Origin of the sequence: Glutamicibacter sp. NPDC087673 (assembly GCF_044743255.1) — a bacterium.
In the GTDB taxonomy this organism is placed as follows: Bacteria; Actinomycetota; Actinomycetes; order Actinomycetales; family Micrococcaceae; genus Glutamicibacter.
In genome coordinates, this window is the sequence record NZ_JBIUWB010000001.1 from 287,017 (window position 1) to 311,499 (window position 24,483).

A 24,483-nucleotide genomic window follows, 5' to 3' on the forward strand; every position below is an offset into this window, starting at 1 on the left:
TCAAGGAAAATGAGCATTACTAGCGCAGGGCCAGTTCGTTGCGCAGGGACATGGATGAATTCACCAAAGTCCGCGTATACGCATGCTGCGGACTGTCATAGATCTGTTCGGTTGTTCCGCTTTCGACGATCCGCCCTTCATTCATCACCACGACGTTGTCGCAGATATGCCGCACCACGCCAAGATCGTGGGAGACGAAGACGAGGGTCAGTTGGTAGTCGTCGACCAAGTCCGAAAGCAGGTTCAGTACTTGGGCCCGGACGGAGACATCCAGAGCGCTGACCGGTTCATCAGCCACCAGCACCCGAGGCTCGCAGATCAGCGCACGAGCAATGGAGATTCGCTGGCGCTGTCCACCGGAGAATTGATGCGGGAAGCGTTCCGCGGCATCGGCCGGCAGTCCCACCGATCCGAGCATCTCTGCGACCATCTTCCGGTGCTTGGCGCTATCCACCTTTTGCCCCGGAACAAGCAAAGGCTCAGCGATAATGTCGCGGACACGCATCCGCGGATCCAGCGATCCCATGGGATCCTGGAAAACGATCTGCAGCTGCTGGCGCAATTGGACCAGATCCCTCTCCTTGGCCCCTGCAACCTCGCTTCCTGCCACACGAACACTGCCTGAGGTGGGTTGGTCCAGACCTGCCAAGATGCGCAAGAGGGTGGATTTTCCGGAACCGGATTCACCGACCACACCGAAACGTTGCCCGGCAGCAACGTCAAAGGAGACGCCTTTCAACGCATGCACCTCCGAACGCTTCCCGAAGAGCGACGAGCGTCCGACAGGATAGAATCGCGTCAGGTCCTTGACACTGATCAACGAGGGTACTTCGGGAGCAATGTCCCCCGCGGCCTGATCGTGTTCCCGGAGATCGCTTATTTCCGCGTTTGCTGCTTCCACGACTGGCTGCGCTTCGGCCAAAGGCGGAATGTAGGAAGCGGCCGAAGCCACGGTGAATAACCTGCCGTCGGCATCTGTGGCATTCAGGTCCGAGGCGGCCAGCAGTCCTCGGGTGTAAGGGTGTTGCGGATTGCTGAATACCTCTCCAGTATCGCCTTCTTCAACCACTTGGCCGTTGTTCATCACCAGCACCCGGTCGCAGACGTTGGCGACCACCGAAAGGTCATGGGTGATGAACAACAACCCGGTGCCGCGTTCTTGGACCGATTCCAAGATCAGATCCAGAACCTGGCGTTGAACCGTAACGTCCAAAGCCGTGGTCGGTTCATCGCAGAGCAAGAGACCCGGGTTATTCGCCAAGGCCATCGCCAGCATGGCGCGCTGTCGCTGGCCTCCAGAAAGCTGGTGCGGATAAGAGCGGGCGGCCCGTGCCGGATCCGGGAGCTTAACCGATCCGAGCAGTTCCACCGCACGAGCCTGAGCCGCTGATTTTGAAGCAACGGTCTTATGACTGGTCATAATTTCCGCGACCTGCGGACCGACTTTCATCAGCGGATTCAATGCGGTCAGCGGCTCCTGGAAGACCATGCTCATATCATTGCCACGGATTTTCTGCAGTTCCCTGTCAGTTGCCTCGACCAGATTCCGTGGGTGACCCGCAAGCTGGATGGAGCCACTGGCGCTGACACCTTCCGGGAGCAACCCCATAAGGGCGGATGTGGTCATGGACTTTCCGGAACCAGATTCGCCAATCAGCCCTACACGATCCCCCGGATTCATGCGCAGATTAAAGTTCGAGACAAGCGTGCGGTGCTTGGTGCTGATTGTCAGGCCCCTGACATCTATCAGAGCGCCGGTAGTTGTTTTCTTATCCATGGATTACCGATCTCCATTCAGTTTCGGATCGAACCGATCACGCAGACCGTCACCAAGCAAGGTGAAGCCCAACACTGCAACGGCAATGGCGGCGCCCGGCCAAACGGCGAGCATCGGGAAGGTCCCCAGGAATTGCTGGGATTCTTGCAGCATGCGGCCCCAGGATGGGACTGGTGGTGGAGTGCCCAAGCCAAGGAAGGACAGCGCTGCTTCGGCAAGTACCGCAATTGCGAACGATACCGAGCACTGCACCACGACCATGCCGATGATATTGGGCAGCACATGGCGCCGGGCGATACGCCAGCTGCTCTGGCTGGATGCCTTGGCAGCCATGATGTATTCGGTGCTCATCACCTGCAGGGTGCCGCTTCGCGCAACACGCGCAAAGCCGGGTATCGAGCCAATGCCGATTGCAAGCATGGCCGTGAATGTGCTGGCTCCAAATACGGCGCCAAACATGATCGCTACCAGCAACGCGGGAAAAGCGAGGAGAATATCAGCGCCACGCATGGTAACTTCCTCGGTGATGCCGCCTCGCATGCCAGCCAGAATACCTAGCGGCGTCCCAATGATCAGGGCGATACCTACCGCAACCAAACCCACCAGCAAGGTAATGCGCGCTCCGTACAGGATTCCCGAAAAGACGTCGCGTCCGTACCTGTCGGTACCCATCAGATGGGTGACGCTGGATCCTTGCAAGCGATCCTGGGGAACTGCTTGTACCGGATCGAAGGGGGTCCAGACAAAGGAGACGAGTGCAGCGAGCACCACGAGAGCTACGAGGATGCTGCCTACCAGCAGCGTCACGGAGAGTTTTCGACGGGTGCTTGAAGCGGTAACTGGTTCTGCAGACATTACGCGCCCTTTCGAATGCGTGGATCCAGGATTGTGTAGAGAACGTCCACGACCAAGTTGATGATCAAGGTAATCGCGACGAGCACCATGACCACCGATTGCACGGTAAGAAGATCGCGGTTGCCCACCGCGTCGAGCAGCATGGACCCAAGGCCTGGGATCACAAACACCCGTTCAATGACCACCGCGCCAATGATCAATGCCGCTAACTGCACGCTGGTAACTGTCAGAACTGGGATGGAGGCGTTGCGCAGACCATGCTTGATCAGCGATTCAAGCTTCCCGAGGCCCTTGGACCGTGCGGTCCGCAAGTAATCCTCGCTCATCACTTCCATCACCGCCGAACGGACATAGCGAGTCAGGATAGCTCCCTGCACGGATGCCAGAGCGAGCACTGGCAGGACGACGCGGGAAATGAAATCTCCGAAGTCCTCGCCGGGCGGTGTCCACCCGTTGGCCGGAAGCCAACCCAGGCCCACGGCAAAGACGACCACCAGCAGAATGCCGGCGAGAAAGTTGGGAATGGCCACGCCTACCTGGCTGATTCCGCTGACAATGATGCCGCTCGGATTGCGGTGCTTGACCGCCGCGTAGGTGCCGAAGGGAATCGCAATCGCCAAGGCGAGGACCATTGCCAGCAGTACCAGGATCAGGCTGACTTGCACCCGGTCGACAATCAGCGGACTGATATCTTGCCGCGTGACGTAGGATGTGCCGAAGTTGCCGGTGGGCAACCCCAGCGCCCAGTCAAAGTACTGGACGATCAGCGGCCGATCGGTCCCGAACTCGGCTCGCGTTTTGGCCAATAGCTCCGGGGTGGCGTTCACACCCAGGGCAATCTGGGCAGGATCTCCGGGAATTGCTCGCATGAAAAGGAACACTGCAACCGTTGCAATCACATAAGTGACAACGAATCTTGCCAAGTTGATCAGTAATCTAATACCCACGTGATTTTCCCTTTGTCGGTGCGGCTATGGAAGCTATTTCCAGCCGATATTGGTCATATCCAATGCTTCGGTCACGGAGTTGGCCGGAATGCCGGTCACCTCTGCCCTGGCTACCACGATGTTCGGGAAGATGAACAGGGTATCTGCAGCTGCATCATCAACGATGGTGCGAACCACCTTTTTCATGCCATCCACGTATCCGGCTTCGTCGGCAGCATCGGCTTTTGCGGCAAGCTCCTCAATGCCTGAATTGTCGTAGCCCAGGTAGTAGTCCGGGTTGTTGAACATTGCCAAAACATCTCGGCTCTCCACTGCCAGGACGACCGACATCTGGTAATCGTGCTTGGTGAAGACCTCGTCGAGCCAGACCGCGGGGAATTCGGAGGACTCGATCTTAGCGTCGATTCCGACATCAGCCAGTTGAGAGACGACTATTTCAGAGACTGCGGTTGCGTAAGGGCGAGTTGGAACCTTGAAAGTGATCTGCAGGTTCTCGGCTCCAGCTTCCTTGAGTAACGCCTTGGCCTTCTCCGGGTCGTACGGGTAGATATCGTTCAGATCCTCGTAGTACGGGTCGGTGGTCGGAACCGGTCCGCCCACCACCGTGCCGTAGCCGTTCCATGCGGTGTCGACTACAGCTTGGCGGTCGATGGCATACATGACGGCTTGGCGCACGCGCTTGTCATCGAACGGAGCTTTTTTGTTATTCATGGACAAGACGATCTCGCCATTGGAGGTGCCGTCAAGGACCTGGTACTTGTCGTTTGATTCGAAACCGGACAGCAGTTCCGGGGACTGCATGTTGTAGACGACATCCACGTCGCCGGATTGAAGTGCATTGGTCGTGGCTACCGCATCGGCGAAGTAGCGCAGTGAGACCTTTTCAACCTGCGGTTTCTCGCCCCAGTAGTCATCGCGTGTCGCGAGTTCGATGGACTGCCCGCGGTTCCACGCATCAATTTCGTATGGCCCAGTCCCAATGGCGGTCGAAGCTAGTTCGTCAACGCCGCTTGGATCGAACATGGCTCCGACCAAGGTGCCCATGTCGAAAAGCCAGGCATTACTCGGCTGCTTCAGGGTAATGGCGACTTCGGAATCACTGAGGACATCGACAGAGTCCACGATTTCCATTTTCGTCTTCAAGCTAGAGACCCAGTCATCGGATTGGACTCGTTCGATACTGAATTTGACGTCATCGGCAGTGAACGCTTCGCCATTGGAAAAGGTTGCGCCTTCGCGAAGCTTGAACGTATAAGTCTTGTTCCCGTTGCTCAGCTCCCACGATTCGGCGAGCAACGGCTGGATCTTTCCTTCTTGGTCGATCTCGACCAATCCTTCATAGACATTGGACATGAGCGCTTGCGGAATAGCAGCGCCTGCAGTCGTGGTGAAGTCCAGATTGACCGGTTCACCAGTTAGCGCGACGGTCACTGAAGTGTTTTCGGCCGAGCCTTCCGACGAAGTCCCGCCTGATCCTGCAGAGCACGCGGTTAGCGCCAGAGAGCCAACCAGCACTGTCGCCGCAAGCCGACTGTAGTTCTTTTTCTCTTTCATGGGATCTCCATCGGTCAACATGTCCATTGAGTGATGTGATCCATACAACACCATATATGCTGATATTTCTACTAAGTTTTCTGGTCTTACCAGTTGTCGAAATATTTGGCTGGGGCGGTGCCGCCCCGGAGAACTGCAATACCTTGTCCGCTAACCGTTTCCACTCGCAGCTAAAGGAAGGCCCCAATTGAGCAAGCTAACTTTCACGCCGGCCGTGCCAACATTGACCTACGAGCGAGTAGTGCAACAGATAGAGGAAGCGATTCTGTCCAAGGAAATTGAACCTGGCCAGCACCTTCCCAGTGAACGCGAGCTCATGGTGCAGTTCTCCGTCAGCCGGCCAACGGTCCGCGAGGCATTGCGAGTATTACAGAGCCAAGGCCTCATTGCGTCGCGTCCCGGTAGCCGCAGCGGTCCAGTTGTCTTGCCGGTTTCCACGGATAATCTGGGCAGATCCTTTGCCAATATGGCGCGCATAGCTACCCTCTCACTCTCGGAATTGGTTCAATTCAGAATCGTTCTGGAGAGTTCCGCCTGCCAGCTAGCGGCCGTAATGCATAGTTCCGAGCAATTATCGGTCATGCGCGATGCAGTTGAACGCATGGAATCTGAGGCGGCTGCGGGCTCCGGATCCTTCAACCGAGCCGACCTCGATTTCCACGCGGCCGTATGGGAAGCCAGCCACAACAGCCTGTTGCGGATCTGTGGCGAGGCGGTATCCGGTGCCATCTTGAGCGTCATGAATGACCAGATGAGCCACGCGGACAACGAGTCCCTAGAAATGAAAAAAGTGGTGGCATTGGACCGAGCTATCTTCGATGCAATTGAAGCCAGAGAGCCAGTCACCGCCGGAAACGCAGCCAAGACGGCCATTTCCACGTATTTCAAACCTCGTCTGGATGATGAAGGGGTGCGCGGCGTTGAAGCGCTGACGGAACCTCGCTAATTCACGCCGGTTCCTTATCCCGGTGCCAAAGCGGAGCAAATGCAACACAGCGTCACCGGGTCAGAGCAGTTTGCGCATGATCAGCCGGGGCATCCTGCTGGCCTGGGCGTCGCTGACCCCGACGACCTCGAACCCGGCCTGCTCGAACATCTTCCTGGTTCCGACGAAGGCCATGGTCAGGTCCATCCGCCCTGCCGGATCCACGGGGTAGGCTTCGACCGCTGGCGCCCCGAGGTCCCGCGCATACTGCACTGCGCCTTGGACCATTTCCCGATTCACGCCTTGGCGGCGGTAGCCGCTGCGCACCACCATGCAGGTGATGCTCCAAGCCTCCAGATCATCCACGGACCTGATGAGCTTGGACTTTTCCAGCAGTGGGATCCTCGATCGCGGAGCGATGCTGCACCAGCCCACCGGTTCCCCTGCGCGATAGGCGATCACTCCCGGGGCAATCGGCTCGGTGCTCAGTGAGCGCATGGCGGCGAACCGGTCCCCTGCGCCTCGTTCCCTGATCTCGACGGCACCGATCCGGTGCGACAAGCACCAGCAATGCTTCTGCCTCCGGCTCGGATTCACTACCGTCGCGAAGTCGTCCATGCGTTCTTCGGCCAGCGGCCTGATCTCGATGGGCGCTGTTCCTGCCGCCTGCGGATCCTGGTTCGTGTCCATCTGTCCATCCTGCGCTCCGAAAAGCCCAAAGGGCACCCTGGGAGGCAAATTCTTCGGGTTTTCCATAATGAAGAACTCCGGTTCCCTCGGTGTTGGCGCTGACCTGCGCGCTCTAGTGTTGAGGTATGACTTCGACACCTAAGGTTCTACCGGGCACCGCACCTGCCCGTCCCCCGCTGAGATTGGGCATGACGCTGCTGCATGTGGCATTGTTCGGGTCTGCCGGCCTGATCCTGTTTTCGCTGCTGCTGGCCTGGCTCTCGGTAGGCGTCGCGCTGACCCCGATCCTCGGTTTGGGCCTGGTCGTCTTGGCCGGATTGGTCTATGCGCTCTTCGGCCTGGCCCGCTTCGAGCTGACTCGAATCAGCAACCTCTACGACATGGACGTCGCTCCGCTGACCTGGCGGCCACGCCGCCGTGAAGGCTTTGGCGAATACGTCCGTTCGCTCGGACGCAATGTGTCCAACGGACGCATGTGGGCGCTGCTGGGAAGCTTGCTCTTCTCCTGCCTGGCCGGCTCGCTGATGCTCACTGCCCTGCAAATGGCCGTGCGTTCGTCCATCGTTGCCTTCGCCCCGGTCTTGCAGGCAGATAGTGCCGACCCGCTGGGAACCGTTCCCGGGCTGTGGGGCTTCCAGACTCCAGTAAGCCAGGCACCTTGGCTGGTGCTGGCGGCGCTGCTGGGAATAGCAGTGGTTATCGGCTTGGTTTTCTTGCACCGGATGGTCACCGTGGGAATCGTCGGTTCTATTGCCCGCGAGAGTGCACTGGTCGAACGCGTGCGCACCACCGCGGTGCAGCGTGAAGGAGCGGTGCGCGCCGCAGAGGTGGAGCGCACCCGCATCGAACGCGACCTGCACGATGGGGTCCAGCCCCGGCTGGTCTCCGTGGCCATGACCTTGGGGCTTGCGCACCAGCAGATCGACAGCGATCCGCGCCAGGCCAAGGAACTGGTGGCCGAGGCCCATGCTTCAACCAAGTCCGCGATTACCGAACTGCGCCAGCTCACCCGCGGAATCTACGCGTCGGTACTCGATGACCGCGGACTGGATGCGGCGCTCTCGGCTATCGCAGGCCGCTCGCATATCCCGGTGGGCCTGGATATCCAGCTCAATGGGCGCTATCCGCGCGTGGCCGAAGCGGCGGTGTACTTCGCCATTGCCGAGGCGCTGACCAATGCTGCCAAGCATTCGCGGGCCCAGCGCTGCCAGATCACCGTGAGGGTCCGGGAGCATGAGGGCCAGCAAAGCCTGTGGGCCCGCATCGAGGACAACGGCACCGGCGGGGCGCGCATCACCCCCGGCGGCGGCCTGGATGGAATCAATAATCGGGTGCTCGCCGCCGGCGGCACCTTTAGCCTGGACAGCCCCCAGGGCGGGCCAACTGCAGTGGAGGTGAACGTGCCATGCGCGTACTGATTTGCGAGGATTCGGTCCTGCTGCGTGAAGGGCTGGTCAGGTTGCTGGCCCACAGCGGCCACCATGTTGTCGCGGATTTGCCCGAAACCAGCGGGCTGATGGATTTCCTGGACAACTCGTCCGCCGATGATTTCCCGCAGATCTGCATCCTGGATGTCCGTCTCCCGCCGACCTACACGGATGAAGGCATCCGTGCGGCGCTGGAACTGCGCAAGAAGTATCCGGATCTGCCGGTGCTGGTGCTCTCCCAGTACGTCGAGGAGCGCTACGCCTCGGAACTGATTTCCACCCAGTCCGGAGCGATCGGCTACCTGCTCAAGGACCGTGTTGCGGATGTCAGCGAGTTCATTGCTTCGCTGGAGCAGATTGCAGGTGGTGGAACCGTCTTGGACCAGGAAGTGGTGGCACAGCTGTTGACTCGACGCAATCACGATGACCGCATGCAGAAACTGACCGACCGGGAACGCACAGTCCTGGCCGCACTGGCCGAAGGAAAATCCAACCAGGCGATCGCCGCGCTGCTCTTCCTCTCGGAGGCCAGCGTAGAAAAGTACATCACTTCCATCTTCCAGAAACTCGGCTTGGAAGCCGACGGAACGGGCAACCGGCGCGTGCTGGCAGCCCTGGCTCATATTGAAACCCTGGGCACCAACCGCACAGACAGGACAGGATCATGACTACCACGCAAACCATGCCGCTACCGCCAAACCCACCGGCGCCACCCAACAACGGCAAGCCGCTGAATATCATCCTCGCGGTGCTCGGCGGGCTGGTCATTCTCACCTTGGTCATCGCCACGGCACGCAGCGCCTTTGCTTCGGTCTCCCGGGAGCATTCGGTCCACGAAGCAGAGGTCTCCGGGGTGACCGCCTTGGAAGTTTCGGCGAGCTCGGGACGCTTCGATCTGGTCTTTGCGGACACCGACAAGGCAACACTTGAAGTCAAAAGCGCCAAGTCCGCGAGCTGGAAGCTGCATCGGGAGCGCGATCGGCTCATCGTCGAAGCCCCGAATGCCTGGGACAACTTCTGCTTCTTCGGCTGCGGATTCGACGACAACGAGGCAACGCTGGTGCTTCCGCAATCCATGGACAACGGAAGGCTGGATGCGGACTTCGAGCTGTCCGCCGGATCCTTCAACGCAGTCGGCGCCTACAAGGACCTGGTGGTTGAAGTCGGTGCCGGGGAGCTGAACCTCACCGGCAGCGCGCACACCGCCGATATCGACTTGGGCGCAGGGGAAGCAACGGTGCGCCTGGACAATGTCCGAAGCGCCCGGTTTGATATCTCGGCCGGCGAACTCATTGGCGAACTCTCGGGCACGGCGCCCAAGAGCATCGAGGGCAGTGTCAGCGCCGGCTCGCTGGAGCTGGAACTGCCCGAGGCCACCTACGACCTGCGGCAGAATACGGCCGCCGGATCCGTCGAGAACCTGCTCGCCACCGATCCGAACTCCCCTAACAAGATCACGATCGATGTCTCCGCAGGCAGTGCCACCTTGCATCCAGCAGGCACCGCCCAGGAATCGGTCGGCCGCTAGACCCGGTTCCCACGAAAAAGGCAAAGCGTCCCTTCCCGGATCAGTAGTGATCCGGGAAGGGACGCTTTGGCGCTTGTGGCTAGGACCTAGGCCTGGTTCTTCTTCAAGGCAGCCAGGCGTGCTTCGATCTCGGAAACCTGCGGTGCGCCGGCTTCGATCTGCGCTGCGCCGTCGGCTTCCTCGAGGATGTCCTGTGGGGCGTTGCTGGCCTTCAAGGCTGCCAAGCGCGCATCAACTTCGGTCTCGGCACCGAGGTCTTCCAGCTGCGCGAACTGCGCATCCAGGGAAGAGGCCGCCAGTTCCTGCGCACCGCGGACCTTGGCTTCGTCCTGGCGGATCTGCTGCTCGAAGCGGCTGATCTCGCTGGTCGGGTCGTTGATGTCCAGGGCCTTGAGGGTGTCCATCATCTGGTTCTGGGTCTTGGCATTGCGCGCGCGGGCCACCAGCTCATCGCGCTTGGCCACCAGGTCCTGGCGCTTGGTCTGCATGGTGTTCAGACCGGTCTTCAGCTTGGCCACGACATCACGCTGGGTGGCGATCGTGGATCCCAGGTTCTTGGCGCGCTTCTCGGCGTCCATCTGGCGCTGGATGGCCACCGTGGCCAGCTGGTTGAACTTCTGCTGGTTGGTGCTGTCACCGGCGGCGGAATATTCGTCAGCCTTGTTCGACGCGGCCAGCGCCTTGTTGCCCCAGTCCTTGGCTTCCTGCTGGAACTTGGCGTGGTCGTCCTCGGCCATGCGCAGGTTGCCGATGGTCTGGGCAACCGCCTGCTCGGCCTGGGCAATGTTGTTGGTGTATTCGCGAACCGACTGGTCCAGCATCTTCTTCGGATCCTCCAGAGCATCCAAAGCGGCGTTGGCGTTAGCCTTGCCGATACCGAACATTCGAGCCCAAATTGAGCGCTTCTTGGCCATAGTGCGTCCCTTCGTCTTCCGTTGCTTAAAGCTTAGGGGAATTAGCAGCGCCGCTCTAACCGAAGACCACGCTGCGTTGGCAATCTAGTCATTGAAATGGCGCAGGTACCGTCCCGGGGCATCCAGGAAAAGCCGCCAGTTCCGCACCATGTCCAACTCGTCGTAGTCCGATTCGCGGATGCCCCACTCCCCGATTTCATAGATTCGCGCCTCCGGCAAGGAAGCAAGAATTGGCGAGTGGGTGGAGAGAATTACCTGGGAACCGGAACGCAGCAGATCTGCAATATGCGAGAGCAGCATGAGGCAGCCATTGAAGGACAGCGCTGACTCGGCTTCGTCGAAGACCCACAACCCATTGACATACGAGCGCTCGGTGAAGAACTCGACGAAGGATTCGCCATGGCTCTGGAAATTGTGCTTTCCGCGCGAGCCGATGGAGCCCAGATAGGCGAAGTGCCCGTGCATGGTTTCTGCGCGCAAGAACACTCCGGCCTTGGACGCACCGGCTCCGCGTTCCAATTGCAGGTGCGAGGACAACCCGGATTCGGTGGGCTGGGTATGGTGCATGCTGTTGCGGGTTCCGCCCTCGGCATTCAGTCCAAAGGCCGCTGCAATCGCCTCGACAAGAGTTGATTTTCCCGCGCCGTTCTCACCCACCAGCACAGTCAGCTGGCCCAGCTCAAGGCCCTCGTCAAGCAGTTGCTGCACCGCCGGGATCTGGGCGGCCCAGTCGGAACGATCCATGGGTGCCTTGGGATGTTCGGTGATGCGGCGAACCGGCAGAGTGTCGAAAAGTGCGCTCATGCACCCGAGGCTACCAGCAGCGCGCGACAGCTTGGCGGCCGTTATGCAGGCTTGGCCCCTTGGCCGCACCCATGGTTCAGCAGGGTGCGGCCAAAGAGCCACTAGGGTTTGCTAGCCGTTGGCCGGAAGCATGTTCCCGGCGAAGAACCCGGCAATCTCCTCACGCGCATCCAGCGGGAAGATCCCGGCGACGTACTGATCCGGGCGAACCACCACGATGGCGCCGTTCTTGCTGATTTCGCGGTCGCGGAAGATGTCGCGGCCGTGGCCGGCTGCGAATACCTGGTTGATGTCGTGCAGGCCGTACGGGACCTTCAGCGGCTGGAAGGCCTTGGGCACATCATGCAGCTCGACCTGCGTATAGTCCTGCTGGTAGATGGCCTTGGTATCGAAAACGGCATCCTCGTCCCTGCCTGCCGGGGTGTACAGGTTGCGCGGCGATGCCGGATCGGCGCTCCACCAAGCGGCGAAGTCGGCCATTGCGGTGCCCTCCAGTGCCGGTGCTGCCACATCGGCGAAGGCGTAGATGCGCCAGCGTCCGTCAGCCTCGTGGAAGTGGCCCAAGTGGCGCCAGCGATTATCCGAACGGCGGATGACCTCGGCGGACTTGAAGCGCTTGCCCACCGGGAAGCCCGGGGCCAGATCCTGGTGCTCCAGGCCGGCGGTGATCGGCGATTGGGTGTACTGCGTCATGAACCCGGCAGGGAATTCCTGGGTCTTGGTGTAGTACTTCTCCAGCTCGTCAGGGTCTTCCCAATCGTCCACCGACTTGGCCATCAGGGTGGACCATTCCTTGTCGAAGTCGATCAGGTTCTGCGCGATGACCTTGCGTTCCCCGGCGTAGGTATCCAGCAGCGCATCCGGGGCGCGGCCTTCGAGCACGGCGGCCAGCTTCCAGCCCAGGTTGAAGCCGTCCTGGATGGACACGTTCATGCCCTGCCCGGCCTTGGCCGAGTGGGTGTGGCAGGCATCGCCCATGATGAAGGCGCGCGCGCAACGGGTGCCGCGCTCCTCATCGGAAACGTCGTCGAAGCCGTCGGTGATCCGGTGGGCCACCTCGTAGACCGAGAACCAGGCGACGTTCTTCACGTCCATGGTGTACGGGTGGATGATGCGGTTGGCCGTGGCCACGATTTCCTCGACAGGGGTGTTGCGGATGGCCCCGGCATCCTCGGCGGTCAGCTCGCCCAGGTCCACGTAGAAGCGGACGAGGTAGCCGCCCTCGCGCGGGATGAGCAGGATATTGCCCGCGTCGTGGGACTGGATGGAGCATTTGACCTGGATGTCCGGGAAGTCGGTGTTGACCATGACGTCCATGACGCCCCAGGCATGCAGGGCCGCATCGCCGTGCAGCTTGTGGCCCAGCGAGCGGCGCACCTGGCTGCGCGCGCCGTCGCCGCCAACCAGGTACTTGGCCTTCACGGTGCGCTCTTCGCCAGTACGCGGCCCCGCCACGTACTTGATGCGCGCGGACACCGGGTATTCGGCGTCCGGGTCGATCTCGCAGCCGAGGTATTCCACGCCGTAGTCCGGGGTGATTTTGCCCGGCGCGCGTTCGGCGTCACGCAGGAAGTAGTCCAGGATGCGCGACTGGTTCACGTAGATGTGCGGGAACTCGCTCATTCCGGTGGAGTCGTCGGCAGCACGCGAATGGCGCTTGATGTTCGCCGGGTTCTCTGGGTCCGGGGTCCAGAAGCACATTTCGACATTGCGGTAGGCCTCTTCGACAACCTCGTTGGCGAAGCCGAAAGCCTGGAAGGTTTCCACCGAGCGGGCCTGGATGCCGTCGGCCTGGCCGACGTCGAGCCGGCCCGGGCGCATCTCGATGGCGCGGGCGTTGATGCTCGGGAAGCGCGAGAGCTGCGCGGTCACCACGGCGGCCGCCGGACCGGTTCCAACGATCAGCACATCCATTTCATCGGGAATTTGCTCGGCGCGGTCGATGCCGTAGCCGGCCGCTTCCTTGACCCGTGGATCCCCGGAAACGTATCCCCTGTGGTGAATCTGCATAATGTGGCTCCCCTATCGCTGTGCCGCCGAACTTCATTGTCTCGATAATTGCGACACTGTTCTAACTATAGAAACAATCGTAGCTTTCACGTAGGCTGTAGGCAAGACGTGGATCACACCCGGAACAGCGCGGCAGGCATCTGCGCAGGCCAGATGGAATGATTGGAACATGAGCAAAACCACCGAAGGCGGTTCGCAGACCCTGGGCCGCGGGCTAGAGGCACTGACCCTGATCGGGGAATCCGAGACGCCGCTGAGCGTCTCGGAACTCGGCGGACTGCTGGGCGTGCACCGCTCCATGGCCTACCGGCTGGTCAAGACCTTCGAGCAGTACGGTTTCGTGGAACGCAATCCTGCAGGCGAGCTCGAATTGGGAGCCCGCCTGGGCGCGCTGGCGCGCAACGTCGCCAAGTCCCTGCAGGCCGCGGCCGCACCGCATCTGGCCACTGTCTCCGATGAGCTGCAGATGACGGCGCTGCTTGTCGTCTTCGATGGCGAGGCAGCCGTTACCCTGAGCACCGCAGAACCCCGGCTCGCCGATGCCACCGTGGCCCAGCGCCCGGGCACCCGCCATCCGATCGACAACGGCGCACCGGGACGGGTCATCCGTTCCATGCTCAATCCCCAGGAGCACCCGGCCAAGGACTTCGAATTCAGCCATGACGAAGTGATCCCGGGACTAACCTCGATTGCCGTTCCGCTGGTGCTCCCGCAGGGCAAGCCCGCGGCCATCGCAGTCATCTACCCGCCGCTGGAACGCGATCGCAACCACATTGCAGCCGTGCTCACGGCCGCCTCGGCACGCATCTCGGCAAGCCTGGGCATCCGCTCGTGAGCGGTACCTGCCCGCACGCTGCGCTAGCTAGGCGGTGCAGGCCTCATTGGAGCACCCCGCATCACGCGGACGGTAGGTCTGGGTTCCTTCGACCTTCTCCCACACTATGTGGCGGTGCTGCCCGCAGCGATCGCATGAAGGAGCCAGGTACGTGGCCCGCTCTTCCATGGTGTATGCACGAAAATCACCCATCACAACCTCCGATGACCAGCCGCGAAGCGAAGTTCGCGGGCCTGCTGGACCTGCTTGGTGCCTTCACTCTACGCGCGGTTTGCACAACCGGCTAGGGTCCACTGGCGGCAGTTACCCACAGCCCCTCAAGCAGGGCTCTGCACCTCGTGGCAAACTAATGCAGAGAACCGGATATGACCGCTTCGCCACCGCCGGACCGCTAGCAAGGAAGAAGCCATGAGCACCTCTGAGCAAAAGCTGCAACGCTTGAAAGAACGCATTGCCCTATTGCTGAACAAGGCCGAGAACACCACTTTTCCGCACGAAGCGCAGGCATTCCAGGAACATGCCGAACGGCTCATGGTGCGCTATGGCATCGGCCGTGCGGAACTGGATGCCGACTCGGCCCACCGGGGCAAGAAGAAGGAAGCCATTATCGAGGAGCACTTCGATATGCGCGGCGTCTACCGCCTGGGACAGCGCGATGGCCTGTCCGCTGTGGGCCGGGCCTTCCGCACGGTGTCCATGCTGCAAAGCAACTACTCGACCTCGTGCAGGCTGTACATCATCGGCCATGAATCGGATGTAGCTACCGTCAAGAATCTCTTCGCCTCCTTGGTTGTCCAGGCGACTGCTGCCATGGCCCACTGGTGGGCACAGGAGGGCAAGCTCTACGCGAACTGGTACACCGATTCCGAGAAAACCATTGAACGCCGCGAATTCCAGCGCAGCTTCTACCTGCAAGTCGCTTCGCGCATCGCCATCCTCTACCAGGAAGAAAGCGTGCACAGCGGCAGCGGGACCGAACTGGTCCTGGCTAGCCGCAAGGAACAGGTCGACGAATTCGTCAGCAACCAATATCCGTTCCTGCGCCGCAGCAGGAACCGCGCCGCAGCCGGAAGCGCCAATGCCTCATTGGCCGGACGGGTCGCAGGAAGCCAGGCAGATCTCGGTTTCGACAAGCACGTCGACTCAGCCGCGACCGGCGAAGTCGCCAGCTAGCGCACTTGCTCTAGTTGCGTATCCTCGATGTAGCGCGGACGCCCGGCCATGATGCCGACCAGGGTCTGGAAAACGATCAAGCCGGCAATAAGCCACATTGGCGCAACCCATGAACCCGAAGTTTCGTGCAGCACCCCGACCAGGAACGGACCGGGGAACGCCAGCAGATAGCCCGCAGACTGGCCGAAGGTGGAGAGCTTCGAGACACCCGCGGCGGTGCGGGCCTTCAAGCCGATCATGGTCAAGGCCAGCGGGAAGTTCGACCCGCAAATGCCCAGCAGCACCGCCCACAGCACCGCTCCCTGGACCGGAGCAAGCAGCATGCCGATGATCGCGATGATGCCCACGGCACCGTTGAAGATCACCAGTGGCGCCTGGTTCGAGAATTTGGCAGCGAGCGCCGGCATCACGAAGGACAAAGGCACGCCCACACCCAGCAGGATCGCCAGCAGGGATCCAGCGAATGCCGGCGAGACTCCCAAGTCGATGAAGATCTTGGGCAGCCACCCCATGAAGATATAAGCCACGGCGGACTGCCCGCCGAAGAACAACGCCACCCACCATGCGGTGGCGTTCTTGCTCATCGGCCCGATGCCGGCCGCATCATTTGAGTTACTGGCAAGATGCTGCTGCTGGGCTGCGATTTGGTTGCGCATCCCGAAGTACACCAAAAGCCACAGCACCAGCGCCAGCAAGGCCAGAATTGCCCAGAATCCCAAGCCCACGCGCCAGTTTCCGCCGAGCATCTGATTCACCGGCACGGCGACCCCCGCAACTCCGGAAGCACCCAAGGCAACCGCCGTAGTGTAGGCGCCGGTGACAATCCCGATCTTTCCCGGGAACCAGCGCTTGACCAGTACCGGCATGAGAATGTTGCCCACCGCGATGCCCGCAAGGGCCAATGCGGTGCACAGCAGGAAGAATCCGGTCCCCGGAGCCACCGCGCGCAGGGCAATGCCCAACAGGACAGCACCCATGGCTGAGGCCACCACTAGTTCCGGTCCGCGCTTCCCGGCCAGCCGCGGCGCCAAGGGACCCAGCAGCGCGAAGCACAGTGGAGGGATGCCGGTGATCATTCCGGCCACGAAGCCATTCATCTGCAGGTCGCCAATCACCAGATCAAGCAGGGACCCCAAGGAGGTGACGGCAGGACGCAGGTTCAGCGAGGCCAGGATGATGGCAAGGATCAGCAGTGCGCCAGAGCCCTTGGACAGGGTGGCGCGGTTTTTCGGGAAGTCAGGCATGGTATCCACAGACTATCTGCTTCAACACCCGGATCCCATCCCCGTTGCCTGGACTACGGCAACGGGCCGCCCCAAAAGTGGGACGGCCCGTGCCGAATGAAAAGTCCAGAGTTGGCTAGCCCAGTTTGGCGCGCACCATCTGGGAGACAGCCTTGCCATCGAAGCGGCCAGCGATTTCGGCGCCGACCAGCTTCATGGCCTGGCCCATGTCCTTCATGGTCAGGTCGTGATCGGCTGCAAGTTCGGCCATGATCCTCTCGACAATGTCCTGGGCTTGCGCTTCGTCAAGCATCTTGGGCAGGTACGTGGAGATGAAGGCGGCTTCGGCCAATTCGCGTTCAGCCAATTCGGTGCGGCCGTCCTTGGCGGCCAGGCCAGCAGTTTCCTCGCGGTTGCCGACTTCCTTGCGAAGCAGGTTCTCGACATCCTGGTCGTTGAGCTCGCTGGGGTTCTTTCCGGACTTTTCCTTGGTGCCGATGGCACTGAGGATATTGCGCAGGGTCGTCTTCTCCAGCTCGTTGCCGGCCTTCAGATGGGCGATGCTGTCATCGCGCAGGCGATCTTTCAAACTCATGGGAACTCGCTTTCAATACGTGTGCTTGAAATTTTACTCGCATTATCCGGTTACCGTTTTCCGGAGTACCAGCGGTCAAGCATGAGGTCGCATTTGATACAGTAGCCAGATGAATTCACTGCGCGCTGGAGCTAGCGTCATCGCACTGGCTCTTATCGCAGCCATCCTGGTGATCTGGCAGCCATGGAATTCCTGCGACGCGCCCGATGAAGTTTGCGATTTCGTTGCAGCCGTCGAGGACCGGGACGGGGTCCTTGGCGTCCAGATGTCCTCCGAGGTCATGGATCACGATGCCTTGGCCGCACCGGATCTGTCAGTTGACCTGCAATTCGTGCTATCGGATCAGCTCGATCACGCACAAGCGGAAGTAATCGTGCGGGAGATGGCACAACAGATCCAGGCTGGGGCCCATGCCCTGAGCTTGCGGAACATCGACCTGGCCTTTGTCGCCGGTGAACCCCAGAATATTCCAGGCTCAAAGACGAAAACCTACCCACTGGAAGTCTCCGACAATTTTTCGCACTTTGGAGGCGAAGAGCAAGCGAAGCCTGGTCTTCTCGGTGAGAGGGCTTCATTCGCATTCCGCCTACGCGAGCTCGGCGCGGCAAGTGCGGCTAACTACTCGGCCACGGCGTTTAATTTGGAGCAGCTGCTGGCGCTGGGAAAATTCGCTGCACAGGCCAAGCACCCCACCGATTTGGCACTAGCAGATCGATCCGTGCGCTATTCGCCCGCGAAACGCACTGATATTCCCGAGCTCCAGCTTCTTATCGAGGCGGCCAAGCGAGGTGTCTTCGAGAGCGCCAGCATTGATCATTCCGGATTGAACCTGGTCCTCGGCAACGAGGCGCCAGCAGAGGCGGAAAAGGAAACCCGCTTATGGCTGGAGCGGCATGGTCCCTTTGGCGAGCCCATGCCCTACAAGCTGGCATCGCCTCGATACGAGGTCCTTGCTGAAGGCTGGGTTGGAAACAAGAAACCACAATGGCTGATCCCCAAGCCTGTGGTTCTTCCCGACAAGGTCAAAAGCTGGCCAGCGAATCAGCCAGCTCCGTTGTGCGCAGAGGGGGACTTGGAAATAGCCCTCGGCGCACCCGATGCAGCTGCCGGTTCACGGTACATGGCGGTCTACGCCAAGAACATTTCTGCTCGCTCGTGCGCGTTGCAGTCCTACCCGCAGATCGATTTCCTCAACGCGGCCGGCGATGCCCAGCCGGATATCGAGCTGCAGCCCGAACCGGATATCCTCCTTGAACGCGTTGCCATCCCTTCCGGCGAAGCGGTGATTTCGACGCTGGATTGGAATGCCATGTCAACGTCCCAGGATCCGGATGAAACCGTTGCCCTGGTCATCGCCGCAGCCAAGGGGATGAAACCGGTCCAGCTCGCACCCCAATACGATGGCCAGCCGACGTCCCTTGACATCCTGGACGGGGCGCAGATCGCCCAAAGCCCCTGGGTCCAGGCGCGCGACGGGTGGGCAATTCCTGGAGACGCCTTCAAACCGCAACCACCGGCCACTCCTAGGCCCTAGGCCTGGGCAAGCCTACTGGGTGCGCGGCGGGAACGCCTTGAACTTGCGGTAGTGGTTGGCCGCATTCAACAGCAGATAGAGCTTGCGGCGAGGGTTCTTCTCGGCTGCGAACTTCAACGGGTTCGAGACCTTGCCTGCCTTGAGCAGTGCTTCTGCCTTGCGGCCGGTTCCGCTGTCCAGGAAGCGGCGCAGCAAGTGGTGCGGCAGCACGGTGAATAGCCGCTGGCGCGACAGCTGCAAGACACCTGTGCCGGTGTCCACCACCGCGTCGGTTTCCGGGTTCGACTGATCGAACTGCGCGCCGAGGAACTCGGTGACATAGAAACGGGCCGGGTTCACCCCGGCTGCGGTCAGGTAGAAGTGGTTGCGGCCCAGGCGCGGGTTGATCTCGAAGAATTTGATCTGGCCATCGCGGTGATCGTATTTGGCATCGATCATGGCAATTCCGCGCCAGCCCAGTTCTTCGAGCATGCGCGCGCCATCGGCGGCCATCGCATCGTTGCGACCGGTGACAATGGCGGCCGAATTGCCCAGCACCAGCGGGGCATGCTCCTCGATCACCACTTCGCCGTAGCCGGCGAAGATGACCTTTTCTTCCTGGGTGGCGAAGTAGGTGCACAGGCGCATCGCGTCATCTCCACCCGGAATGTACTCCTGGAAGATGTACCCCGAGTCGTAGCCGCTGCCATCGATTCTGGAAATCAGGGCTTCGAGGTCGGCACGGCTGTCGATGGTGTGGATCTTCTGCTTGCCCTCGAACTTGGCGGCGATCCAATCCGCGGAGCTCGATGGCTTGCCGATGACCGGGTAGTCGAAGGAACCAACCAGCGAATCCAGCGGGGTTCCCGGGTAATACACGGCGGTGCGCGGGTGGGCGATGCCCAATTTTTCGGCGAGCGCGTAGAAGTTCTCTTTCAGTGCCGCACCCTCGATGGTTTCCAGCTGGGGGTACGGGATGACGTACTGTTCCTCAAGCTGCTCACGGTTCTTGGCGATCAGCATGATGTGGAAGTCCAGGGAGCCGAAAAGCATCAGCGGCCGATCCGCCGCGGCCTTCAGCTCATCGGCCAGCTCGACCAGGGCCGCGACTACGCGTCCCTCGTCGGCCATGGAGCCGATGGGGCGCAGTTCGATGGCTACCGAGTGCTCGATGACGCCGTTGCCGGCAGCCGGCAGAACCACCGAGCGCACCCCGTAGGCCTCGTAGAATTCGCGCGCCAAGGTGTAGGTGCCGATGTCCCCGCCGAGGATGACCGGGACAAATGGCTGGGTTGGATCGATTGCCAAAGTGGTGTTTTCCCTACTTCTTGCGCCAGTTCATGTATTTTTCGAAGGCCCACGCCAGGGGCTTGTTCAGCGCCAGGTCCCACTCGCCGTTGGTCTGCACGATGTCGCAGCCGGTGTTGGTCTTGAACTTGGTCAGCCCCGAGAGGTGGTGCTCCTTGTCCAGGGTCGCGCTCACGCCGCCCTGGTCCAGATAGCGGCAACCTGCCTCGATGGAATCGATGACCATGTGCTGCATGATCGCCTTCGGCGCGAACAGCTTGCGCTGCTCCGAGGAGGAAGCGCCGTACAGGTACCAGGCCAGGTTCGAGGAACGGATGACAATGGATGCGGCCAGGTCCACGCCTTCGTTGCTGGCGATGTATAGGGTGCAGGAGCCCGGCACCGCTTCGTTGAGCACGGTGTGCATCTTCTCGAAGTAGCCCAGCGGGCGGCCGGTGAAGTCCTGGCGGTCCGCGGTGTGGTTGTACAGGGCATGGAAGCGGGCCATGTCCTTGGTCTGGCCAACTTCGATTTCCAGGGTGCTTTTCAGCGCCTTGCGGGTCTCGTTGCGGGTGGTCGCCGAGTAGCTGGCCATGACCTGGTCCACGTCCAGCTGGTTGCCGTCATCATCTTGCAACGCCACGCGGGCCACGAATTCGGGCTGGCCCGCAGCGAAGTCCAGTCCCACATCTTCTTTGGAGAAGCCCATTTCCAGCAAGGCGTCATTCAGCGCTAGCGCGGTGCCTGAGGTGCTCTGGGTTTCAAGGTCAGCGAGCTGGGTGAACCCTTCCTTGCCCAGGTTCTTGCGCACCGCGGCGGCACCCCAGGTGCGCACGGCCAGTCCCGGGCCCATCTTCAGCTGGAATGCGCCACGATTCTTCAGGTAGGCGGCCAGCGGCTGGATTACCTGTTCAGGAGCATAGGTGCCGAAGTCGATGACCGGGCCATCGGGGATGTAGGCGAGGGTCTTCTTGATGACCGGGGCTGCGCGATGCAGCACCAGTGCGGCGCCTACCAGCTCGTCTTCCTCGAACCAGCCGAGGGATTCACCGCGCCAGCCGCCCTTGACCTGGGCCCATTCGGGACGCTGCAGGAAGCTGACGTCTTGGGCGGTCTCAAGGAATGATGAGTGCTCGGTGCCGGAAATCGGACGCACATGAAGTTCGTTGTGGCTCACGGGTGAAATCCTACCGTGCTTCCCTCTCCGGCTGGGGGATGCTGGATACCCCTAGGGGGTACTTGACTTAATACCCCTAGGGGGTATAATCGAAATATGGATACCAACCACACGCCACATGAAACAGCTGAGCACCACGGCTATCACGCGGATAAAAGCGCGTTGGAACGACGCCTGAAGCGCATTGAAGGCCAGGTGCGCGGAGTGGCCAAGATGGTCGATGAAGACAAGTACTGCATCGACATCCTGACCCAGATCTCCGCTATCAACGCGGCATTGCACAAGGTCAGCGTGCAGCTGATCGATGACCATATCGGCCATTGCGTGGTTGATGCGGCCAAGTCATCCATCGAGACGGGTGATCCATCCATCGTGCAAGACAAAATCGCCGAGGCCACGGCCGCCATCTCCCGTTTGGTGCGCTGAGCGCGCCCCAACGGACCCATTTCCAATTCACACAGAATTCATCGAAAGAGAGCAAGATCATGAGCCACAACTGCAATTGCGGATGCTCCTCGGAAAAGAACTCCAACCAGGGCCTGCAGATCATTCCCCGCGAGCAGAGCACCCCGCTGACTAGCCATGTGGAAATCAAGATCTCCGGCATGACCTGCGGCCACTGCGTATCCTCTGTCACCGAGGAGCTCAAGGAGCTTGACGGGGTGCAAGAGGTCGAAGTGTTCCTCGATGCGAAGGGCGTGTCCACCGCCAACGTCACCACCAGCGCAACCGTAAGCGAAGAAAGCATTCGCAATGCCATCGACGAGGCTGGTTACACCGTCGAAGCAATTAACGCCTAGCCGCAAAAAGCCAGGCACCAAGCCACAACGGCAAGAAAGTGCAAGGTCGTAAATCATGACTTCCCATGCCCCGCATGAAACAATCCCCGAATTGCGCACCGTCGATCTGGACATCCAGGGAATGACCTGCGCCTCGTGCGTGAATCGGGTGGAACGCAAACTCGGCAAGCTGCCCGGTGTCAGCGCGACGGTGAACCTGCCCCTGGAAACCGCCAAGGTCCAGGTCCCAGCCGATGTCACCGATGAAGCACTGATCGATACGGTGCAAGCCGCCGGCTATACCGCTTCCCTCAAGCACCCGCCCAAACCTGCGGGTTCGGATCACCAGGGAGATGGTGAGCATGAGCACGGCGGGCACGAGCACCTGGTGCCCAACCACCTGCTGCGCCGCCTGCTGGTCTCCGCGATCTTCACCATCCCGCTGTTCATCATTTCCATGATTCCCGCAGCGCAGTTCCCGCACTGGGGTTGGGTCGCCTTCGCGCTGGCCACTCCCGTGGTCTTCTACGGCGCCTGGCCTTTCCACAAGGCAGCGGCCGTCAACGCACGGCACCTGGCCTCGACCATGGACACCCTGGTTTCCCTCGGTGTGCTCGCGGCCTACTTCTTCTCTGCAGTGCAGCTGATCCTCGATCCGCAGCTGACTGCCCATGTCGGCATGTCCATGTCCGAGCATGCGCTCTACTTTGAAACGGCCGGCGTCGTGGCCACCTTGCTGCTGCTAGGCCGCTTCCTGGAGCACCGCGCCAAGTCCTCGGCATCCGATGCGCTGAAGTCCCTGCTGAACCTGGGCGCCAAGGATGCAGTGGTGCTTCGCGACGGCACGGAAGTGAAGATCCCTGCCGGGCAGGTGCAGGTCGGGGACCATTTCGTGGTGCGCCCAGGCGAGAAGATCGCCACCGACGGCGTGGTCATTGACGGCGCCAGCGCGGTAGACACCTCGCTGCTGACCGGTGAATCGGTACCGCAGAGAGTTGCGCCCGGCGATGAAGTCACCGGCGCGACCCTGAACGCGTCGGGCCGGCTGGTGATTGAAGCTACCCGCGTTGGCGCGGACACCACCTTGGCCCAGATGGGCAAGCTGGTCTCCGAAGCCCAGTCGGGCAAGGCGCCCATTGCCCGCCTGGCTGACCGGATTTCCTCCGTCTTCGTGCCGATCGTACTGGCCATTGCGCTGCTCACGTTCATGATCTGGTTCTTTGCCAGCGGCGATCCCTACCAGGCGTTCACCGCTGCGGTCGCCGTGCTGGTCATCGCCTGCCCCTGCGCATTGGGACTGGCGACCCCGATCGGCTTGCTGGTCGGTACCGGACGCGGCGCGCAGCTGGGCATCCTGATCCGCGGCCCGCAGGTCCTGGAAGATACCCGCAAGCTGGACACCATCGTGCTGGACAAGACCGGCACCGTGACCACCGGGATCATGACCCATCAAGGCACCAAGGCCATCGACGGGGTCGATCCCAATGAGGTCCTGGCCTTGGCCGGTGCCGTGGAACACCATTCCGAGCATCCGATCGCCCAGGCCATCGCCAAGGCCGCAGCCGACTTGGGCCCGCTGCCCGAAGCCAGCGACTTCGATTCCGATCCGGGCGGCGGCGTGGTCGGCACGGTCAACGGGCATCGCGTTGCCGTAGGCCGCTTCAGCTGGCTCGAAGCCCAGGGCGCGTCCTTGGATGACTCCGCCAAGGCCATGCTCGCGGAAGCCGAGCAGGCCGGCGCGACCGCCATCCTGGTCGCGGTGGACCAGCAGTTCCAGGCAGTGATCTCGGTGGCGGACAAGATCAAGGACAGCTCCGCAAAAGCTATTGCCGAACTCCAGGAGCGCGGCCTGCGCGTGGTGCTGCTGACCGGCGACAACCAGTCGGTGGCTACCGAGGTTGCCGCCCAGGTAGGTATCAAGGCCGAGGACGTATTCGCCGGGGTCTTCCCTGCCGGCAAGGCCCAGGCGATCACCTCATTGCAAGAGCAGGGCAAGGTCGTGGCCATGGTGGGCGATGGCGTGAATGACGCGCCAGCACTGGCGCAGGCCGACCTCGGCATCGCCATGGGCTCGGGCACCGATGTGGCCATCGAAGCCGCGGACATCACCCTGATGGGTAACGACCTGCATCAGGTCACGCAGGCCATCGACCTTTCGGCCCGAACCCTGTCCACCATCAAGATGAACCTGTTCTGGGCTTTCGCCTACAACACTGCCGGCATTCCGATTGCGGCCCTGGGCTTGCTGAACCCGATGATCGCCGGAGCGGCCATGGCAGCCAGCTCGGTGCTGGTGGTACTGAACTCGCTGCGGCTGCGACGGTTCGGGAAGTAGCCCTCCGTACCTCCCCACGCGGGGCATCGGTTGAACCGATGCCCCGCTTTGCCGCATCCATGCCCTTGCTTCCCGAATCATTACGAAGCGGAGAATCCCCCATTTCGCCAGCCACTTTCCACGATTGGCGTGGCC

Annotated in this window: 23 protein-coding genes; 10 read left to right on the plus strand and 13 right to left on the minus strand. The window is 61.2% G+C overall.

What is annotated here, in order from left to right; translation table 11 throughout:
• Positions 1–19 precede the first annotated feature (19 nt).
• Genes ACIOTL_RS01350 through ACIOTL_RS01365 form a run of 4 tightly spaced genes read right to left on the minus strand, consistent with a single transcriptional unit; the run spans position 20 to position 5,133 of the window.
• Entirely contained in the window at positions 20–1,777 is a 1,758-nt protein-coding gene (locus ACIOTL_RS01350) for a dipeptide ABC transporter ATP-binding protein (RefSeq protein ID WP_388023493.1), read from the minus strand.
• 3 nt (positions 1,778–1,780) lie between these two features.
• On the minus strand, positions 1,781–2,632 hold the full coding sequence (locus tag ACIOTL_RS01355) for an ABC transporter permease (RefSeq protein WP_105656130.1): 852 nt from the start codon (positions 2,630–2,632) through the stop codon (positions 1,781–1,783).
• The gene (locus ACIOTL_RS01360; protein WP_133834157.1) at positions 2,632–3,579 is read right to left on the minus strand and encodes an ABC transporter permease; all 948 of its coding nucleotides are present in this window, start codon (positions 3,577–3,579) and stop codon (positions 2,632–2,634) included. The genes ACIOTL_RS01355 and ACIOTL_RS01360 overlap by 1 nt, the downstream gene beginning before the upstream one ends.
• Before the next feature lie 33 nt (positions 3,580–3,612).
• Positions 3,613–5,133, minus strand: a complete 1,521-nt coding sequence (locus tag ACIOTL_RS01365; protein ID WP_388023496.1) for an ABC transporter substrate-binding protein — start codon at positions 5,131–5,133, stop codon at positions 3,613–3,615.
• A 187-nt stretch (positions 5,134–5,320) separates the two neighbouring features.
• On the opposite strand from ACIOTL_RS01365, the gene ACIOTL_RS01370 reads away from it, so the two are divergent.
• Positions 5,321–6,079: a FadR/GntR family transcriptional regulator gene (locus ACIOTL_RS01370; protein ID WP_105656128.1), complete on the plus strand. Its 759-nt coding sequence runs from the start codon at positions 5,321–5,323 to the stop codon at positions 6,077–6,079.
• Between the two features lie 60 nt (positions 6,080–6,139).
• On the opposite strand, the gene ACIOTL_RS01375 is transcribed toward ACIOTL_RS01370, so the two are convergent.
• A complete protein-coding gene (locus ACIOTL_RS01375) occupies positions 6,140–6,748 on the minus strand; it encodes a GNAT family N-acetyltransferase (RefSeq protein WP_388023499.1) in 609 nt (202 codons plus the stop codon).
• 125 nt (positions 6,749–6,873) lie between these two features.
• Here ACIOTL_RS01375 and ACIOTL_RS01380 point away from each other — a divergent pair, with 125 nt between their 5' ends.
• The 3 genes from ACIOTL_RS01380 to ACIOTL_RS01390 are packed head-to-tail and all read left to right on the plus strand — an operon-like array spanning position 6,874 to position 9,703.
• Positions 6,874–8,166 (plus strand): sensor histidine kinase, encoded by a 1,293-nt coding sequence (locus tag ACIOTL_RS01380; protein WP_400341366.1) that lies wholly within the window; start codon positions 6,874–6,876, stop codon positions 8,164–8,166.
• Positions 8,154–8,843, plus strand: coding sequence for a response regulator transcription factor (locus ACIOTL_RS01385; protein ID WP_332727922.1), 690 nt, complete (start codon positions 8,154–8,156; stop codon positions 8,841–8,843). The genes ACIOTL_RS01380 and ACIOTL_RS01385 overlap by 13 nt, the downstream gene beginning before the upstream one ends.
• Positions 8,840–9,703 (plus strand): hypothetical protein, encoded by an 864-nt coding sequence (locus tag ACIOTL_RS01390; protein ID WP_400341368.1) that lies wholly within the window; start codon positions 8,840–8,842, stop codon positions 9,701–9,703. The genes ACIOTL_RS01385 and ACIOTL_RS01390 overlap by 4 nt, the downstream gene beginning before the upstream one ends.
• Positions 9,704–9,789: 86 nt before the next feature.
• Here the strand turns inward: ACIOTL_RS01390 and ACIOTL_RS01395 are convergent, their stop codons facing one another.
• The 3 genes from ACIOTL_RS01395 to ACIOTL_RS01405 all read right to left on the minus strand — a co-directional run bounded on the left by ACIOTL_RS01395 (position 9,790) and on the right by ACIOTL_RS01405 (position 13,431).
• The gene (locus ACIOTL_RS01395; RefSeq protein WP_400341370.1) at positions 9,790–10,617 is read right to left on the minus strand and encodes a PspA/IM30 family protein; all 828 of its coding nucleotides are present in this window, start codon (positions 10,615–10,617) and stop codon (positions 9,790–9,792) included.
• An 84-nt stretch (positions 10,618–10,701) separates the two neighbouring features.
• Positions 10,702–11,421: an AAA family ATPase gene (locus ACIOTL_RS01400; RefSeq protein WP_359185163.1), complete on the minus strand. Its 720-nt coding sequence runs from the start codon at positions 11,419–11,421 to the stop codon at positions 10,702–10,704.
• Between the two features lie 111 nt (positions 11,422–11,532).
• Positions 11,533–13,431, minus strand: coding sequence for an FAD-dependent monooxygenase (locus ACIOTL_RS01405; protein ID WP_400341373.1), 1,899 nt, complete (start codon positions 13,429–13,431; stop codon positions 11,533–11,535).
• A gap of 169 nt (positions 13,432–13,600) precedes the next feature.
• On the opposite strand from ACIOTL_RS01405, the gene ACIOTL_RS01410 reads away from it, so the two are divergent.
• A complete protein-coding gene (locus tag ACIOTL_RS01410) occupies positions 13,601–14,266 on the plus strand; it encodes an IclR family transcriptional regulator (RefSeq protein ID WP_400341375.1) in 666 nt (221 codons plus the stop codon).
• 27 nt (positions 14,267–14,293) lie between these two features.
• Here ACIOTL_RS01410 and ACIOTL_RS01415 read toward each other — a convergent pair whose 3' ends face one another.
• Positions 14,294–14,458, minus strand: coding sequence for a hypothetical protein (locus ACIOTL_RS01415; protein ID WP_400341377.1), 165 nt, complete (start codon positions 14,456–14,458; stop codon positions 14,294–14,296).
• A 216-nt stretch (positions 14,459–14,674) separates the two neighbouring features.
• Here ACIOTL_RS01415 and ACIOTL_RS01420 point away from each other — a divergent pair, with 216 nt between their 5' ends.
• Positions 14,675–15,439 carry a DUF2786 domain-containing protein gene (locus tag ACIOTL_RS01420; RefSeq protein ID WP_105662055.1) on the plus strand — a complete coding sequence of 255 codons (765 nt, stop codon included), beginning with the start codon at positions 14,675–14,677 and terminating at the stop codon, positions 15,437–15,439.
• On the opposite strand, the gene ACIOTL_RS01425 is transcribed toward ACIOTL_RS01420, so the two are convergent.
• Both ACIOTL_RS01425 and ACIOTL_RS01430 read right to left on the minus strand, forming a co-directional pair.
• Positions 15,436–16,683 (minus strand): MFS transporter, encoded by a 1,248-nt coding sequence (locus ACIOTL_RS01425; RefSeq protein WP_286134065.1) that lies wholly within the window; start codon positions 16,681–16,683, stop codon positions 15,436–15,438. The two genes, ACIOTL_RS01420 and ACIOTL_RS01425, sit on opposite strands and share 4 nt — an antisense overlap.
• A 115-nt stretch (positions 16,684–16,798) precedes the next feature.
• Positions 16,799–17,257, minus strand: coding sequence for a GatB/YqeY domain-containing protein (locus tag ACIOTL_RS01430; protein WP_105662056.1), 459 nt, complete (start codon positions 17,255–17,257; stop codon positions 16,799–16,801).
• A gap of 109 nt (positions 17,258–17,366) precedes the next feature.
• Between ACIOTL_RS01430 and ACIOTL_RS01435 the strand changes: the two genes are divergently transcribed.
• The gene (locus tag ACIOTL_RS01435; protein ID WP_400341380.1) at positions 17,367–18,791 is read left to right on the plus strand and encodes a DUF4232 domain-containing protein; all 1,425 of its coding nucleotides are present in this window, start codon (positions 17,367–17,369) and stop codon (positions 18,789–18,791) included.
• A gap of 12 nt (positions 18,792–18,803) precedes the next feature.
• Here the strand turns inward: ACIOTL_RS01435 and ACIOTL_RS01440 are convergent, their stop codons facing one another.
• Positions 18,804–20,078 (minus strand): hypothetical protein, encoded by a 1,275-nt coding sequence (locus tag ACIOTL_RS01440; RefSeq protein ID WP_359185154.1) that lies wholly within the window; start codon positions 20,076–20,078, stop codon positions 18,804–18,806.
• A gap of 13 nt (positions 20,079–20,091) precedes the next feature.
• A complete protein-coding gene (locus tag ACIOTL_RS01445; RefSeq protein ID WP_359185152.1) occupies positions 20,092–21,234 on the minus strand; it encodes a peptidoglycan bridge formation glycyltransferase FemA/FemB family protein in 1,143 nt (380 codons plus the stop codon).
• A 96-nt stretch (positions 21,235–21,330) separates the two neighbouring features.
• Between ACIOTL_RS01445 and ACIOTL_RS01450 the strand changes: the two genes are divergently transcribed.
• From ACIOTL_RS01450 to ACIOTL_RS01460, 3 genes are read left to right on the plus strand one after another with little or no spacing between them, the layout of a single operon-like run.
• Positions 21,331–21,660, plus strand: coding sequence for a metal-sensitive transcriptional regulator (locus ACIOTL_RS01450; RefSeq protein WP_105656113.1), 330 nt, complete (start codon positions 21,331–21,333; stop codon positions 21,658–21,660).
• A gap of 59 nt (positions 21,661–21,719) precedes the next feature.
• Positions 21,720–22,034, plus strand: coding sequence for a heavy-metal-associated domain-containing protein (locus ACIOTL_RS01455; RefSeq protein ID WP_105656112.1), 315 nt, complete (start codon positions 21,720–21,722; stop codon positions 22,032–22,034).
• 55 nt (positions 22,035–22,089) lie between these two features.
• Positions 22,090–24,348 carry a heavy metal translocating P-type ATPase gene (locus ACIOTL_RS01460; protein ID WP_400341383.1) on the plus strand — a complete coding sequence of 753 codons (2,259 nt, stop codon included), beginning with the start codon at positions 22,090–22,092 and terminating at the stop codon, positions 24,346–24,348.
• The last annotated feature ends 135 nt before the right edge of the window (positions 24,349–24,483 follow it).

Excerpts from the sequence above, each read along its gene's own strand:
- ACIOTL_RS01430 (WP_105662056.1), bottom strand. The coding sequence starts at position 17,257 with ATGAGTTTGAAAGATCGCCTGCGCGATGACAGCATCGCCCATCTGAAG.
- ACIOTL_RS01455 (WP_105656112.1), top strand. The coding sequence starts at position 21,720 with ATGAGCCACAACTGCAATTGCGGATGCTCCTCGGAAAAGAACTCCAAC.
- ACIOTL_RS01355 (WP_105656130.1), bottom strand. The coding sequence starts at position 2,632 with ATGTCTGCAGAACCAGTTACCGCTTCAAGCACCCGTCGAAAACTCTCC.
- ACIOTL_RS01450 (WP_105656113.1), top strand. The coding sequence starts at position 21,331 with ATGGATACCAACCACACGCCACATGAAACAGCTGAGCACCACGGCTAT.
- ACIOTL_RS01405 (WP_400341373.1), bottom strand. The coding sequence starts at position 13,431 with ATGCAGATTCACCACAGGGGATACGTTTCCGGGGATCCACGGGTCAAG.
- ACIOTL_RS01390 (WP_400341368.1), top strand. The coding sequence starts at position 8,840 with ATGACTACCACGCAAACCATGCCGCTACCGCCAAACCCACCGGCGCCA.
- ACIOTL_RS01365 (WP_388023496.1), bottom strand. The coding sequence starts at position 5,133 with ATGAAAGAGAAAAAGAACTACAGTCGGCTTGCGGCGACAGTGCTGGTT.
- ACIOTL_RS01395 (WP_400341370.1), bottom strand. The coding sequence starts at position 10,617 with ATGGCCAAGAAGCGCTCAATTTGGGCTCGAATGTTCGGTATCGGCAAG.
- ACIOTL_RS01350 (WP_388023493.1), bottom strand. The coding sequence starts at position 1,777 with ATGGATAAGAAAACAACTACCGGCGCTCTGATAGATGTCAGGGGCCTG.
- ACIOTL_RS01375 (WP_388023499.1), bottom strand. The coding sequence starts at position 6,748 with ATGGACACGAACCAGGATCCGCAGGCGGCAGGAACAGCGCCCATCGAG.
- ACIOTL_RS01425 (WP_286134065.1), bottom strand. The coding sequence starts at position 16,683 with ATGCCTGACTTCCCGAAAAACCGCGCCACCCTGTCCAAGGGCTCTGGC.
- ACIOTL_RS01410 (WP_400341375.1), top strand. The coding sequence starts at position 13,601 with ATGAGCAAAACCACCGAAGGCGGTTCGCAGACCCTGGGCCGCGGGCTA.
- ACIOTL_RS01385 (WP_332727922.1), top strand. The coding sequence starts at position 8,154 with ATGCGCGTACTGATTTGCGAGGATTCGGTCCTGCTGCGTGAAGGGCTG.
- ACIOTL_RS01460 (WP_400341383.1), top strand. The coding sequence starts at position 22,090 with ATGACTTCCCATGCCCCGCATGAAACAATCCCCGAATTGCGCACCGTC.
- ACIOTL_RS01415 (WP_400341377.1), bottom strand. The coding sequence starts at position 14,458 with ATGGGTGATTTTCGTGCATACACCATGGAAGAGCGGGCCACGTACCTG.
- ACIOTL_RS01435 (WP_400341380.1), top strand. The coding sequence starts at position 17,367 with ATGAATTCACTGCGCGCTGGAGCTAGCGTCATCGCACTGGCTCTTATC.
- ACIOTL_RS01420 (WP_105662055.1), top strand. The coding sequence starts at position 14,675 with ATGAGCACCTCTGAGCAAAAGCTGCAACGCTTGAAAGAACGCATTGCC.
- ACIOTL_RS01400 (WP_359185163.1), bottom strand. The coding sequence starts at position 11,421 with ATGAGCGCACTTTTCGACACTCTGCCGGTTCGCCGCATCACCGAACAT.
- ACIOTL_RS01380 (WP_400341366.1), top strand. The coding sequence starts at position 6,874 with ATGACTTCGACACCTAAGGTTCTACCGGGCACCGCACCTGCCCGTCCC.